Origin of the sequence: Paenibacillus sp. Soil787, assembly GCF_001429545.1 — a bacterium.
In the GTDB taxonomy this organism is placed as follows: domain Bacteria; phylum Bacillota; class Bacilli; order Paenibacillales; family NBRC-103111; genus Paenibacillus_E.
In genome coordinates, this window is the sequence record NZ_LMSP01000001.1 from 146,412 (window position 1) to 161,668 (window position 15,257).

Sequence of the window (15,257 nt, forward strand, 5' to 3'; positions counted from 1 at the left end):
AGATTGGGTGTAAGGGGAGGAAGCAACGATTATGAACGTATACCTTCGACGATACTGGCAGTTGTATGCCTTAGTCGCATTGCCGATTGTTTACTTTTTCGTCTTTAAATATGGACCGATGTATGGCGCACAAATTGCATTTAAGGATTTCAATTTTTTCAAAGGGATTAACGGAAGTGATTGGATTGGTTTTGAGGCATTTCGGGAAGTATTCAAAAATCCTGATTTTGTTATAGCGCTTCGTAATACGTTTATGCTGAATTTGCTTGATCTTCTGGTATCTTTTCCGGCACCGATTATTTTGGCTATCATCCTGTTTGAAATAAAGGTCGTATGGTTTAAGAAGCTTTCCCAAACGATTTTATATATTCCCCATTTTATATCCTGGGTTATTATTGGTGGTATCGTTTACCAAGTTTTCGGCAATGAATCCGGCATGATTAATAACATACTCACCGGTATGGGCTATTCATCCATCCCGTTTCTATCGGATAAAAATTACTGGCTGATCACCTATTTATTAACGGGGGCATGGCAAAGCGCCGGGTGGGGAACGATTCTATATCTGGCAGCCCTAACAGGAATCAACAAGGAATTATTTGAAGCAGCCGAGGTTGACGGAGCGGGAAGGATGAAGCGCATCTGGCATATCACGCTGCCGGGAATCAAAACAACCGTTGCAACGCTGTTGATTCTTAATCTAGGCAATATGGTATCCATCGGCTTTGACAGACCGTATATTATTGGAAATCTGATCGTCCGTGATTATTCGGAAGTTTTGAGTACGTTCGTGTATCGAGTCGGACTTGAATCCGGACAGTATACACTGGCGACCGTGGTCGGATTGTTCCAAGCCGTCGTAGGGTTGATTTTCTTGATTGGCGCTAACTTCGCTTCCAAAAAGTTGACTGGTGACGGCATTATTTAAGTGAGTTGTAGAGGGGAGTCAATACGATGAATGAACGGGCAGTAAACCGGGTATATGATACAGTTTTTATTGCATGTATAGCAGTTAGCGTAGTGCTCTGTCTTATTCCTTTTATCCATATTATTGCGGTATCTTTGAGCGGAACAACACCTATTACATCCGGTAAAGTTTCCTTATGGCCGCTTGAAGCGAACTTGGAATCGTACAAGAAAGTGTTTACGAATATGTCGATGATTCGTTCTTTGGGCTTTACGATCTTCTTGACGGCGCTAAGTACGGTATTAAGTATGATCATGACCATCGCCGCCGCGTACCCTTTATCGAAGAAAGAGCTTAAGGGTCGTCAAATCCTTATGGTGATCATCATTTTTACCATGTTTTTTAGCGGTGGAATGATTCCGGAATATATTTTAATGCGCAGTCTGAATCTGCTGAACACCGTATGGTCTTTAGTGCTTCCCGGTTTAATCAGTGCATTTAATCTAATCATTCTCATTTCTTTCTTTAATGGCATCCCTAAGGCATTGGAAGAATCTGCGGAAATAGACGGATGCAGCTACTTCGGCATGATGTGGCGGATTACCTTGCGCTTGTCCATGCCGGCGCTGGCCACACTGAGTCTTTTTTACGCGGTGGGAAGATGGAACGGATTTCAAGATGCTTTAATGTATATTACGAAACAGGAGCTCTATCCGCTTCAATTGAAGCTTTATCAGATGATACAGAACAGTCAGGTCAACGACCTGATGAGACTGGAAGGCAGCCAAATGCAGTCTGTTGTGCCAGAAAGCTTAAAGGCCGCTACTGTTATATTCTCTACAGTTCCGATTCTCATTGTATACCCTTGGCTGCAGCGCTATTTTGTTTCCGGAGTCATGCTGGGCGCGGTTAAAGAGTAGGGGGAGAATAGAATGAATCGGATAAATAAATCACCTTTTTCATTCTCTACCTGTTGGAATATCAAGAAACATGCAATCGGCCGTTCAATGATCGAGGAGATTCGTTCTCTTGGCTTTTCGAAGGTAGAACTGAATTATAACGTGACGAAGGATATGCTTACGACGATCGAGCCCATGATCGAACGCGGTGAGATAGGCATTTCCAGTGTCCATAATACGTTTCCGCATGTGGCCGATCCGGATTATGGAACGGATTCGGTCCTTCTCGGCTTCGAAGACGAGGAACGGCGCCAACGGGCTATTCAATTGCTCCTTCGTTCCGCTGAATATGCCCATAGGTATGGTGCAGAAGCCGTTGTCGTTCATCCGGGTGAAGTTCTCTTTGAGTATAATATTGATCACGAGCTGAAGGCCATTTATAAGACAGAAGGGCCGGATTCTCCCGCTTATCGCGGGTTGTGGAAGAAAATGATCGAGCGGCGGGAAGCGCTGAGCGAATTTTATATACGCAACATTCAGAGAAGCCTGGAAGAAGTATGTGACGAGTCTGTTAAACGGGGTTACAAGGTTCAATTCGGTATTGAAACCAGATCACGCTGCAATCAAATACCGACACTTCAAGAAGCCATTACCATCATAGATTCGCTGGCTGGAGCGCCGCTTGGACTCTGGTACGACATTGGGCATGGCATCATGATGGAACGAATGGGACTTTACGATAACGCACGAGAAGCTAATGAGATGATAGGCAAAATCGTAGGCATCCATATCCATGAGACGATCGAACTGTCGGATCACTGGTGCCCATATTTGCATAGCGGGGATATGACGTATTTTGATAGGTTCCTTCCTATCATAGCTGCAGCTCCTATTAAAGTTTATGAGCTGAAAGCCGCTTGCACACCGGACGATATTGAACAGAGTCATCGGATATTGCTGGATAAACTTGAAGCGCAAACAGGATTTGCGTCCATGGAGAAAGAGGGTAAACCGTATGGTCTATCATAAGCTTGTGAAGATTAACGATCAATGGGTGCAAGAGGCTTTTGATCGTCAAGTGTTAGATAACGAAAGTCGCTATTTCGGAGGCGTTGTTGATCCGGCAACAGGGATCCCATGGCCCAGTCATACAAATTCTTTAATGATTATGGGTTTATGGGCAGCTGCCCTAATCAATCCGGATTCCGCTTATTATCACGACAGCACACTGTTGGAACGACTGAAAAAACTGTCGCGGTTTATGTTGAATTTTCAGCATGATGACGGCACCATTTCACCGGGCTGGACCAACTATCACTCGCCACCTGACACAGCCTTCAACGTAGTAGGGCTATCCCAAATCTACAAGCTGCTGTCGTCAAGCGAGTGGCAGTCGGCCGAGTCCGTTGCAGCCGATGTTAATCGTTTTCTGGAGCGGACGATTCCTGCCCTGCTGACAGGCGGCATTCATACGCCTAATCATCGCTGGGTCATCTGCTCAGCCCTTGGTTCCTTATACGATATCTTCGGAATCGAGGCGCTCAAGGAACGCGCTTCGGAATGGTTGTCTGAAGGTCTGGACATCACTCCGGACGGAGAATGGACGGAGCGCAGCAACGGCATATATAACGCCGTCAGCGACATTAATCTTTACTATGCCGCTCGGTATCTGAAGCGGCCGGAGCTGCTCGAGAGTGTGCGAGCTAATCTGAGGATGATGATGTATTTGGTTCACCCTGACGGCGAGATCGTGACGGACTATTCGGGCCGTCAAGATTTTGGTCAAAAGTTCACGCTTGCCGACTATTATTCCATTTATCAGCTCATGGCGGTCCATGACCGGGATCCTTTGTTTGCGGCCATGGCCAGCTTGGCCGGCGAAGCTATTACTCATCCCGGAGCCCTTCCGAACAACGCCATGTTGAACCTTTTGCTTCATCCGGCTTTGCGGGAGAGCTCGGTGCAACCGGCGGAGCTTCCTACCGAATACCGTAAAATCATCAATGGCGATTTCAATCGCTCCCTATACTTATCCAAAATGGAGCAAGCCGGTCATAACGGAAGAATCTCACACAGCAGCCTTCACCCGGAATTCGGCGCCCCGGTGGCTAGACACCGGAGCGGTAAAACCAGTGCGACCGTCATGACGGAGGCCACCTCTTTCTTCGCGTTACGGCACGGCCATGCCAGGCTGCTAGGCGTTCAAGCAGGCTCCAACTTTGAGCCGGGCACGATCAAGTTCAAGGAGCTGCAGGAGCGCAGTGGCGCATACCTTTTGAAGGCGCAAGAGAAAAAGGGCTATTATGGCCCAATCCCGCAGGCGCAGCTTCCAGAAGCTGAATCGGAATATCTAAGCCCGTGGTACCTGCTTCCGCATCACAAACGGTCCATGACCCATGAACAGACACATGAGACCTTCGTTGAAGCGGCAGAGACCAAGGAAGGATGGACTCTGCGTATTCGGTCAGACAAGCCGGCGGATGTGTTAACACAGGTTGTCTTTCTCTTCGGAGTGGAAGGGACGCTGCATACCGATGGCTGTGAGTCCGCCGGTGAAGACAAAATCATGTGGCGCAATGGCAGCGTCAGATACGAGAATAATGGAGATTGGATTGAAATAGAGGGTGCTGCTTCTGAACATTCGTCAACAGCTATCCGTAATATGGTTTATCCGAGGGGCTGTCAAATGCTTCTTGTCAATCTGATTACACCGATCGATCATACATTCAATATTCGGGTTTCACCGAACGCTGCTTCGAATGGTTAGGAGAGATAACATGACTGTTTATTTTCAAGAACAAGAAAGCGCCCATTACCGCTTTGGCGACAATGACGCCGAAATCCTGAAGGTTCTGGCGCAGCGGTATATCGGGGCCAATCCCCAGGCTGGGTTTGTCTACCGTACATTTCATCAATCAGGCGTGCTGCAAAATAAGGAAGGTCTATATGAAATCGACCTAAGCCAGCGGTTTCCAAGCGCTAAGCCAGGGCAATGGGCCTATGGTGCAGGCGTTGTTTGGAGCGATGAGGAGCGGAATCTGGATATCATCATCCGCTGTCTGGGTCCGGTCCGCTTCTTTTTTAACGGCAGTCTAACCTATCGCTCCAATGTCATAGACGAGATGAGTCCGGACGCAAGCGTGAAGCTGAATGTCACCTTTACAAAAGGCTGGAACACCTTGTTCATCAAAATGAAGCATACACCTGCCGGCTTTGGCTGTTTGATCGGATCGGACGAAGCCAAAGTCCGTATACTGAACGTACTGGCTCCGTTTAAGGAAAGACAAGGAAAGGCAGGTTGGGTATTCTCCGCTCCTGTGGACAAGGATATGGTGCCGGATGAAACCGCGCTGCCTGACCTGCTATCTTATGAACAGAATAGCGGACTAAGCTGGTTTCCCGGGTACCAGTGGAACGAGGAAGAACGTGAGCTTCCTTCTTTGGAAAGAATGTATGGCCGCCAGCCGGGCAAGCTTGCTTTTGCTTGGACCCGTTTTCGTCAGCATTTAGCCGGAAGCCATCCTGTGAATATGGTTATCACCTCCTCGGGACCCATTACGGTATGGATTAACGGAAAAGAGACGGTGAAAGAAAATAAGGCCGGCCACTATGCATTTGAGTTTCCATTATCTAACGGAGTATACGATTTGCTTGTGAAAAGTGTTTGCGGTGAAGGCGTTTGGGGGTATACGTTAACGGCTTCCATAGGCGGCGCTCCCATTGATCTATATGCTCCCCATCAAGTGCATGGATCAGGAGATGCGGCTTGGCTGTATGTCGGACCGTTCCAAGCGGAGGCGGAACCCGAGCTAAGCGACTTGCAGCGAACAGACCGTTTGTATGCGACAACAAGAGAAGTAAAGGAAAAGGCAGACTACGCTTACTGGCGGCTGGACCTTCCTCATGCTTGGATTCGTCCTTATTATGAGAACTCTATGCTGAGCAATAAATGGACAGTAGGCACAATGACCAATTATGCCCGTTGGGATTATCCGCTCGGTGTTACGATTTACGGGTTGCTGCAAACAGGACGTTTTCTCCATAGACCGGACATGATTCGTTATGCCACGGAACACGTTCAAGCATGTACGGATATGTTCGATTACTCTCTCTGGGACGCTGAGCAATATGGCTTTCCCGCTATCAACCAGCAGCTGGTTATGATGAAAATGCTCGACAACTGCGGTTCCTTCGGCTCAGCTATGCTCGAAGCCTACCGGGAATGTGGCGATAACGCCTTTTTACCTGTGGCCTCCCGGATCGCGGACTTTATGCTGAACAAGCTGGAACGTCGTGAGGACGGAGCGTTTTACCGAACGTGTCCGGGGGAATATTCAGCGGATACCATGTGGGCCGATGATTTATACATGAGTACGCCGTTCTTGCGCCGTTACGCTGAAATATCGGGTGATGCCCGTGCGCTGGATGAAGCGGCAAAGCAGTTTTTACGATTTAGAAATTATTTATTCATGCCGGAGCAGCGGATTATGTCCCATGTTTATGATTTTAAGTATGGACGTGCAACAGGCATACCATGGGGCCGCGGAAACGGTTGGGTATTGTTTTCCTTAACGGAGGTTTTGGAAGTTTTGCCGGAGACGCACGAAGACCGAGCGGCGCTGCTCGAATTTTTTAATGAGCTTTGTGAAGGTTATTTAGTACTGCAATCGGACAGTGGTCTATGGCATCAGGTGTTGAATGCTTCCGAAACCTATTTGGAAGCGTCGTGCACTGCGATGTTTGCCTATGCTTTTGCTCGAGGCGTCCGTTTTTCTTGGCTTCGCGAACCAAATCGTTATGCGGAGGCCGCCTTTTTAGCTTGGAACGGATTAAGCCGAATCGCCATAGACCGCCAAGGCAACGTACACGGTGTGTGCAGCGGTTCTAGATATGCGTTTCATCCCGAATATTACAATGAGGATCTTCGTACGGTAACCAATGATAATCATGGAATTGGCATTATGATGCTGGCCGGAACTGAAGTCGCGAAATTGAAGGGTTATTTGTCAAGTTGATTGACTTTGTGTAATGAGATCATTACTTAATATGATCAGTGGGAAAGGGTGGGTGACCGAGAGGTTCCCCTTTATTACAGGTGATATAAGGGATGAATATCCGCGCTGTATGTGGCTTGTAACGATGTCTTACAGCGTTGCAGATGTCTCTGACGTGGCTGTCGCGCGGTGGAACGATGAATTTCATCGTTCCAGACTTCAATTTGTGAGACAATGAGTATCTTCCTCAGCTTTAAGCATGTTTTTCATCGTTATGGAGGTGCTTTCGAGCATTCCCCTTACTCTAACGATGAATTTCATCGTTCCAGACTTCAATTTGTGAGACAATGAGTATCTTCCTCAGCTTTAAGAATGTTTTTCATCGCTGCGGAGGTGATTTCAGACATTCACCTCACTTTAATGATGAATTTCATCGTTTCAGATGAAAATAGTGCTGGCTCCCGCGCTGCGTGTAGCTTGTAACGATGTTTTACATCGTTAAAGATGGAGGGGAAATGTTCCCGGAATATGACAAGGTCGTTTAGGAAATGAATACCGAATTGGGAATAGATATGGGGTGGAAAAGCGATAGCGGCCGTATTTGAAATCGTGTTATAACCACTAAATATTATTTAATGAAACACGATTTCAAGGAACGGTTGGAACCCTGTATCCAATTCCCTCCCAATGCACAAAACGTATCGCATAGCACAATAAAGGACCTAGCGGTGATCATCGATCTTCCGCTAGGTTTTTCTTAGTAGATAAGACTTCCATGCCGCGTTGCGGCACCACTGATGAATGAACATTTTTAAATTTCAGGGCAGAAAGTATAAGTTTTATACTTTTGCTTCGCAGCTACCTTGACAAACGCGCTCGTCCCTGAAGGACGACGGAGTCGTTTATCCTTGAGAAAGTATAAGTTTCGAGCTAGAGCTAGAGCTAGAGCTAGAGCTAGAGGTACACCCTTTCTAATTTTTTGGGGAAACGTAGCTGCTGGCTTTGTTTCGGTGAATCAATTGTAGTTATCTGTTCTACCCGGCACTACACTATGCTCGCGGAACATAGAGACCTTATTTTGCTCAAAACCGCATATTTCCAGTTTTCGCGGAACTAGGGAGCGCTATTTCCTGTATTCGTGCTGTAAAAGCCGTGAAAACACCAAAATAGCGTCGCTATGTTCCGCTTACCAGCCTCATATCGGCATTTTCGCCGAAATAGAGGCTCCTCGTTCCCCGTCAACCTAGAATAGCAGCTTATATCCACTATGCTCGCGAACATAGATACCTTATTTTGGAGTAATTTAGCCTTTTTAGAGGAGTTAGAGCTACTTTTGGTTAGAATTGCTTTATTTTTTGTAGAATCCACATTCTCGGTTGAATGATGTTGTATAAAGTGCAACAATTCTGCTTAGAATCCACCTCATATCCCTTCGATGTTGCATAACGTACAACAATTTAGCCCCAAACAGGAGATTTTGCGACAAATGGGTTCGAATTGTTGTACAAACTACAACTTTTACTAGCAAAATAGCCTTTTGGCATGTGAATTGTTGCAGAATNCAAACAGGAGATTTTGCGACAAATGGGTTCGAATTGTTGTACAAACTACAACTTTTACTAGCAAAATAGCCTTTTGGCATGTGAATTGTTGCAGAATCTACGACATTGGTAATCACGACAACTCATCGAAATCGAAGTTGCCAAGTTAACTGTAGTTAAAGCTTACTTTGGGCACTTTGAACTCATTCTATCGAAGTAGCAATCTTTATCAATGGACATTAAAAAAGATGACCACCGGCGAATACCGAATAATGGAGCCATCTTGCAGAACAGAAGAGGTGTGGGTGTGAGGGTGGAAAGGCGCTTTACGGTAGGCCTCCTTTGAAGTCGTGTTTATACCGCATAATAAATTAAAAAAACACGACTTCAGCAACGATTGGAACCCCCCATCTATCCCACATCCATCCCTCCCGTGCTCAAAATGTATGGGTTTGCATGCAAAAGGACCGTCAGGATGATCTGACGGTTTTTCTTAGCTTTTACTTACCGGCATGTTTATTTGCATCATCAATGCCATTATTACTGTTGTTTTTATTCTTGCTGTTTTTACCTTTGTTTTGTGGATTGTTTTGACTTTTTTGTTGGTTCGACATTAGCCCACGACCTTTGATTGTATTGTAAACCTTCATTATTGTGAGCAGTCCAACGCTTCTTATTCATTGATTTCAAAATGGGAGCAAGTAGCATTTGACTGCAATCGCTTACGTATCCTACACTAATAGCATTTGAACTTGAAAGTGTAGGGATTGATGGACATGGAGTCAATAGCATCTTGGAAAAAGCTTGGTCTATTCGCGGTCACATGGCCGATATTCGTTGATTCCGTCCTGCGGATGATGCTGGGAACGGCTGATGTATTTATGCTCAGTCTGATCTCAGATCAAGTGACAGGAGCGGTCGGCTTAGCAAACGAAATCATTGTTTTCTGCATTCTAATGTTTGGCTTCGTCGGGATTGGAACAAGTGTAGCAGTTGCACAAAATCTTGGTGCCGGCAGGGCGAAAGAAGCCAGCCGCATCTCAGCTCTCGCGATTACGATAAATTTGATCTTTGGAATTTTGATTAGCATTCTGTTAGTTACCTTTGGTGAATCGCTGATGCGGTTAATGAATTTGGCGCCGGAGCAGGTAGAGATTGCCAAAAAGTATTTAACTATCATTGGCGCTTTTATATGGATTGAGGCGTTGTCCTATGCGATCTCATCTGTGCTTCGTTCCAATGGTCAGACTAGAGACGTTATGTTTGTTACGTTGGGTGTGAACCTGATCCATGTAACCGGCAACAGCCTTCTTATCTTTGGTAACCTTGGTTTTCCCGAGTGGGGAGTAACAGGGGCAGCTGTATCCACGGTGGTAAGCCGTCTTATTGGGCTTATCGTTCTCATTGTCATTTTATATCGCCGTATTCCAGTACCGATTCGTTTGAAGCATTATGTCACATTCGATAGCCGTATTGTGAAGCAAATCATGAGCATTGGCATACCGTCAGCTGGCGAGCACCTGTCATGGCAGTCTCAGCATATGATGATCGTCAGTTTTATTAATATCATTGGTCAAGCGGCTTTAAGTACGCATATCTACATGATGAATATAACCAACTATTTCATGGCGTTAGCAATGGCAATAGGAATGGGGACGGAAATCATTGTTGGTCATATGGTGGGGGCTGGAGCATTCAAGGCAGCCTATCATAAGTTAATTCGAAGCTTGCGGATCAGTCTTCTTGTGACCTTTGTGGTTGTGGGAATTGCTTCTATTTTCCGCAAGGATCTGATGGAGCTGTTCACCGATAATCCGGAAATTATTGCGATGGGTTCTAGTATTTTAATACTTTCCGTTATTTTAGAGCCTGGTCGGACATTCAATCTAGTTGTGATTAACTCCCTTCGTGCTGCTGGAGATGCGAGGTTTCCCGTCTTAATGGGGATTCTATCCATGTGGGGGATCGCAGTGCCGCTTGCGTATTGGCTTGGCATTGTGATGAAAATGGGACTGCTTGGCGTGTGGGTCGCATTTGCTGCAGATGAATGGGTCAGAGGTCTACTCATGTATCTACGGTGGAAGAGCCGAGTATGGCAAAGTAAGGCACTTGTGAAGCCAACAGTAGGAACAATCGCTAAGTAAGAATGCGTCAAAAATATAAAGAAGCACAGGCCCTTTGAGGGTTCTGTGCTTCTTTAGTTGGAGTGACATGCACGGTCGCTGCTGGTGACTGGTGCAATACTAGTATATGCAGGTTCTTTTAAAAGAATTGGATGTTAATGGAGATAATAGAAATAGTGCTAGTGTCTCATTCAATAGAATTATTTCTTAAAACCAGTGTAGATTTGGATGGCATCTCTCAGAAACTCAGCCGTACCGGGCTGCTTTTCATCATAATACGCCTTAAATCGTTCGTCATCTACGTACATTTGGGCTAGACCCGCATGCGCTTCTTTACTATACTCATTCCAGTAATAGCTTAACCACTTCTTATGCAAGTCCGCGGCTGCTTGAGCCAGATCGCTGGCAGGGTCCCCAGTTTTGAAAGCTTCTCCCAGTGTAGCTATGACTTCGTTCGCTAACCGAGTTACCTCGTCATGCTGCTCTTGTGTCATGTTTTTGATTTTTTGGTTGGACTTATCTACAGTATCATCGCCATACTTCTCGCGTACTTCTTTCCCGTATTTTTCCTCGTTATCATCAATCATCTTTTGTTTGAAGCCTTCAAATTTCTCGGTATCTGTCATGGCCATTCTCCCTTCGGTAAAAGCAATTGTTTTTTCAACATTTGCGATCAGTACATCTAATTGTTTTCTTTTGTCGAGGAGTTGTTGATGGTGTTCTTTCAGGGCAGTGGCTTCATTGAAGGAAGGGGCGGTGACAATTTCTTTAATATTGTCCAGACTGACTCCTAGTTCTCTGTAGAATAGGATGTGCTGTAATCTATCCACTTCCGCTTGACCATAGATTCGATATCCTGACGAATTGATTCTTGCCGGCTTAAGAAGTTTAATTTCATCATAATAACGAAGCGTTCTGGTGCTAACCCCAGCCAATTTGCCCAGATGCTGCACGGTGTATTCCATCTGTTCACCTCCTGACAATATAACTGTACAGCTTTACGCAGCGTGAATGTCAAATGCTTTTTTGAAATTTGATTCTGCTTGTAATACAAGCCTTTTTCTAGGAATAGGATGATACAAGCCTTGAAGCATGTACATACAAATTAATGAATGGGTGAGATAAGTGTATACGATTCTTAGTTTTTTTCTCTTGGGATTATCGTTGTCAGCACCTATTGGTCCCATAAATGCAGCCATGCTCGACAAAGGGATTAAGCAAGGTTTTCTTCATGCTTGGGTAGTAGGAATTGGGGCGATGATTGCTGATGCTCTGTTAATGATACTCATTTATTTCGGACTTGTTCATTTTTGACAACACCTTTTATGAAGACATTCCTTTGGTTATTTGGTTGTTTTATTTTGCTCTACTCGGGTATCGAAAGTTTGTTTGGTGCGTTTTAGCAGAAACGATCGCGGTATTCGATAGAAATCATGTATTATTGTATACGGGGGTTATGTTCACTGGTATTTGTGTGTGGGATGTAATTATGGCATCGTTAGCTAGTATGTTTCGAAGATTTCTCACTACACGCGCACTCTCGGTTATATCCATTGCATCAGGACTATCCCTGATCGTCTTTGGGTTGCATTTTGGGATAAAAGCCTTCGATACCCTCTTTGGATAATGCTAGGTCGCTCCTTCACGATTATCATGTTTAGGATTTGGCAGCTTTATGGCTTTATAAGTTGCTCCTTGGACGTTCTTTTTCCATTTGAAAGTCATGCCCCATGTAACCAAGCCTATAATCCCGACAAATAGGAGGCTAATCCAGAATCCTGGTCGGCTCGTTTCATGAAAAGCTGTACCCGTGATAGCTGTAAGGATTAGAACCATGCCCAGATATCGTTTGATCTTTCCCCATGTGGATAGTTGTAATAAACGGCCTGATGATAGCAGGATGAAAAGCCAGTTCAAGAGCAGCATGATCCCAGCGGCTGTTGTCACATATTCAAAGATATTCTCTGGCAGCAAAAGAGCCATCAGCACAGTTACAGTTATACCTCCAGTCGTAAAACCGATGGCGAATAAAGGCATTTGCCTGTTCCCTGATGTTTTTGTGGCGAAAATCGAGGGAGCATCGTGATCTTGTGCTAACGTAATTAGGATAGTTGTCACCGCAAATAAAGAAGCAACCATGGTCGAAAATCCAGCAATAATGAGAATAGCGTTAAACGCATGCGGGACAAAAGGGAGATTGTAACTTCCCAAAGCAACCTGAAACGGGCTTTCCAGAATCAAGCTTGACCATTGGTAAAATATACTTAGAGATTAACCCATCTGAGCTAATAGATTGCCGTCTCTCAGAATGACTTCAAAGGATTGGAGCCTAGCGCTCGGCACGTTATGGCAACGCCCGGTATGTACTTCAAACGTCCATCCATGCAGCGGACACACAAGTTCTCCATCTTCAAAGTCAACCGTGTAACCAGCATGAGGGCAAACACTAGACATTAGGGTGTATAGGCCATCCATCTCCGTGAGGAAGTACAAGTTATCCTCGACTTGGACCTCATGTGGAAATGATCTAAATTGATCCTTTGTTCCAATGATGATTTCTTTCATTGTTAGTCTCCTTTTCAATTAGGTTAGTTTAAATTATAAGTCACGGTCGATGTTCTACCAAGTGAAAAAATGACAATGGAGGTTTATACAAATGAGCAAGAACAATTCATTACTAGAAGCGTTTAATCAAACTATTTATCCAGTAGGTGGTCATAGTAAAAGAAACATTCAGGTTTTGAAAGAGGTATTAAATGATATAGACGGGAATCTGGATAGCGATACTTATGGTTCAGGTAAATTGATTGAAAATTTTCAAGATGAAATGGCGACGTTTTTAGGTAAAGAAGCAGCCGTATTTTTCCCTAGTGGAACTATGGCACAGCAAATTGCCTTAAGAATCTGGTGTGATAGGAAGGGCATTAAGAAAGTGGCTTATCATCCTTTGAGTCATCTGGAAATTCATGAAGAAGACGGGTTAAAAGAATTGCATCATATTGAAACTATTTTGCTTGGGGATAAGGACAGACTAATCCGGCTGGAAGATGTTCTCCACATGCAAGACGATATAGCTTGTTTATTAATAGAATTACCACAACGTGAAATTGGCGGGCAGTTGCCAGACTACGAGGAGCTTGTTGCCATATGTTCGTATTGCCGCGAAAAAGGGATTAGACTGCATCTGGACGGAGCCAGACTGTACGAGATTCTACCTTATTATCAAAAGACAGCAGCAGAAATTTGTGAGCTTTTTGACAGCGTATATATCTCTTTCTACAAAGGAATTGGCGGAGTCGCAGGAGCTATCCTAGCAGGGGATGAAGCTTTTACAAAAGAGTCCAAAGTATGGAAAAGACGACATGGAGGCGATTTAATTAGCCTTTATCCATATATCCTAAGTAGCAGCCATTATTTCAAACAGAGATTGCCTAAAATGAATCAGTATTATGAAGAAGCCAAAGTGCTTGCTGGCTACTATAATCAATGCCATGGCGTTGTGACAAAACCGTTAGACCCTGTGACTAACATGTTTCATGTACATGTTGATCTGCCGAAAGAGAAGTTTGAACCTATATTAGCAGCCTTGTATGAGGAGACGGGAATAGGTTTAACCCCATCTGTAAGAGAGAGCAGCGAGACGACTTCTTATTATGAAGTGAATATCGGTGATCGCTTTGCGAATATACCCAAAGATGAACTTAAGAAGGCATTCCAGTTATTGGATGTGAAAATGAGAGAAGTAAGCGGCTGATAGATAACCCGATCCCTTGAGAGCTGTTTAGATCGGATACGAAAGTGCCACACTGGTATAATGGGGTGGTTAGACATGCTCTTTGAGCCAATAAAGCCAATGATTGTCAGTATAGGTAAAGAAGCTTTTGATAATGAGAATTATATTTTTGAACCGAAATGGGACGGATGGCGAATCCTCATACATAAGCAGGGCAGTCGCATTGAAGCTTTTACACGTAACGGTATGTTGATTTCCAGCAAATTTCCGGAATTAAAGGAAGCAGCAGCGGCAATCAAGGCTCATACGGGGATTTTCGACTGTGAGGGCATTGTTTTACGTGATGGCAGACCGGTATTTGATGATTTTTCTTATCGTGGTCGGTTGGGTATTGCTGCTAGGATTAATCGCGCTGTAAACACACATCCAGTCACTTTTGTTGTATTTGATGTCCTTTACACAAATAGAGATCACTTGGATGAATCGTTGATGCAGCGAAAACAGCGGCTAGGCGACATCGTCGATTCTACATCTGTTATCATGCCTACTATGTTCATAGATGGACAAGGTAAGGCGCTATTTGAGTTAATGAAAGAACGGAATATGGAAGGCATTGTAGCGAAGCGGAAAGATTCCAAATACCAACTGGATACCAAGAGTGACGACTGGCTGAAAGTGAAATATTTTAAATCGATTGATGTGGTTATATTGGGGTATAGAACGAATCCCTTTGGTCTTGTAATCGGCTTGAATTTCAGAACGGTGAAGAATAAGCCGGTTGGTGTGGTTGAGTTTGGCTTTCAATCCGAAGATAAGCAAATGTTCTTAATGATAGCTAAGCAATTGAACACATACATGGAAGAGAGAACGCAGTGGATTGAACCGCGCTTGTGCTGCCGAATTGACTATTTGGAGCGAACCGACACGCATCAGTTAAGGACTATGGTGTTTCGTGGTTTTTTGCCGGATAAGAAGCCTGAGGAATGTAAATGGGAATCGTAAAGAAGCAAGTGGTAAATAAAGTATGCTAAAATAGGCTCAGGCCCAACCAAGAACAATG

The 15,257-nt window shown here is 44.6% G+C and carries 12 protein-coding genes and 1 pseudogene; 10 read left to right on the forward strand and 3 right to left on the reverse strand.

The window, feature by feature from the left end:
• Positions 1-31 precede the first annotated feature (31 nt).
• From ASG93_RS00675 to ASG93_RS00700, 7 genes are all read left to right on the forward strand, one after another.
• Positions 32-928 (forward strand): ABC transporter permease, encoded by an 897-nt coding sequence (locus tag ASG93_RS00675; RefSeq protein ID WP_056827819.1) that lies wholly within the window; start codon positions 32-34, stop codon positions 926-928.
• Between the two features lie 26 nt (positions 929-954).
• Positions 955-1,827, forward strand: coding sequence for a carbohydrate ABC transporter permease (locus tag ASG93_RS00680; RefSeq protein ID WP_056827821.1), 873 nt, complete (start codon positions 955-957; stop codon positions 1,825-1,827).
• Between the two features lie 12 nt (positions 1,828-1,839).
• Positions 1,840-2,835, forward strand: a complete 996-nt coding sequence (locus ASG93_RS00685; RefSeq protein WP_056827823.1) for a sugar phosphate isomerase/epimerase family protein — start codon at positions 1,840-1,842, stop codon at positions 2,833-2,835.
• Entirely contained in the window at positions 2,822-4,573 is a 1,752-nt protein-coding gene (locus tag ASG93_RS00690) for a hypothetical protein (protein ID WP_056827825.1), read from the forward strand. The genes ASG93_RS00685 and ASG93_RS00690 overlap by 14 nt, the downstream gene beginning before the upstream one ends.
• A 10-nt stretch (positions 4,574-4,583) precedes the next feature.
• Positions 4,584-6,821 (forward strand): glycoside hydrolase family 105 protein, encoded by a 2,238-nt coding sequence (locus tag ASG93_RS00695; RefSeq protein WP_056827827.1) that lies wholly within the window; start codon positions 4,584-4,586, stop codon positions 6,819-6,821.
• A 31-nt stretch (positions 6,822-6,852) separates the two neighbouring features.
• Positions 6,853-7,038 carry a hypothetical protein gene (locus tag ASG93_RS34720; protein ID WP_156410746.1) on the forward strand — a complete coding sequence of 62 codons (186 nt, stop codon included), beginning with the start codon at positions 6,853-6,855 and terminating at the stop codon, positions 7,036-7,038.
• Between the two features lie 2,079 nt (positions 7,039-9,117).
• Positions 9,118-10,485 (forward strand): MATE family efflux transporter, encoded by a 1,368-nt coding sequence (locus tag ASG93_RS00700; protein ID WP_414858830.1) that lies wholly within the window; start codon positions 9,118-9,120, stop codon positions 10,483-10,485.
• Between the two features lie 179 nt (positions 10,486-10,664).
• On the opposite strand, the gene ASG93_RS00705 is transcribed toward ASG93_RS00700, so the two are convergent.
• Positions 10,665-11,429 carry a MerR family transcriptional regulator gene (locus ASG93_RS00705; RefSeq protein WP_056827831.1) on the reverse strand — a complete coding sequence of 255 codons (765 nt, stop codon included), beginning with the start codon at positions 11,427-11,429 and terminating at the stop codon, positions 10,665-10,667.
• Positions 11,430-11,589: 160 nt separating this feature from the next.
• On the opposite strand from ASG93_RS00705, the pseudogene ASG93_RS33555 reads away from it, so the two are divergent.
• Positions 11,590-12,091, forward strand: a pseudogene (locus tag ASG93_RS33555) (LysE family transporter).
• A gap of 2 nt (positions 12,092-12,093) precedes the next feature.
• On the opposite strand, the gene ASG93_RS00720 reads toward ASG93_RS33555, so the two are convergent.
• Together ASG93_RS00720 and ASG93_RS00725 are read right to left on the reverse strand one after the other, a co-directional pair.
• Positions 12,094-12,705 (reverse strand): amino acid permease, encoded by a 612-nt coding sequence (locus ASG93_RS00720; RefSeq protein WP_056827837.1) that lies wholly within the window; start codon positions 12,703-12,705, stop codon positions 12,094-12,096.
• Between the two features lie 30 nt (positions 12,706-12,735).
• On the reverse strand, positions 12,736-13,029 hold the full coding sequence (locus ASG93_RS00725) for a Rieske (2Fe-2S) protein (RefSeq protein WP_056827839.1): 294 nt from the start codon (positions 13,027-13,029) through the stop codon (positions 12,736-12,738).
• A gap of 91 nt (positions 13,030-13,120) precedes the next feature.
• Between ASG93_RS00725 and ASG93_RS00730 the strand changes: the two genes are divergently transcribed.
• Together ASG93_RS00730 and ASG93_RS00735 are read left to right on the forward strand one after the other, a co-directional pair.
• Positions 13,121-14,218 carry a threonine aldolase family protein gene (locus ASG93_RS00730; protein WP_056827841.1) on the forward strand — a complete coding sequence of 366 codons (1,098 nt, stop codon included), beginning with the start codon at positions 13,121-13,123 and terminating at the stop codon, positions 14,216-14,218.
• A 75-nt stretch (positions 14,219-14,293) separates the two neighbouring features.
• The gene (locus ASG93_RS00735) at positions 14,294-15,199 is read left to right on the forward strand and encodes an RNA ligase family protein (RefSeq protein WP_056827843.1); all 906 of its coding nucleotides are present in this window, start codon (positions 14,294-14,296) and stop codon (positions 15,197-15,199) included.
• Positions 15,200-15,257 lie beyond the last annotated feature (58 nt).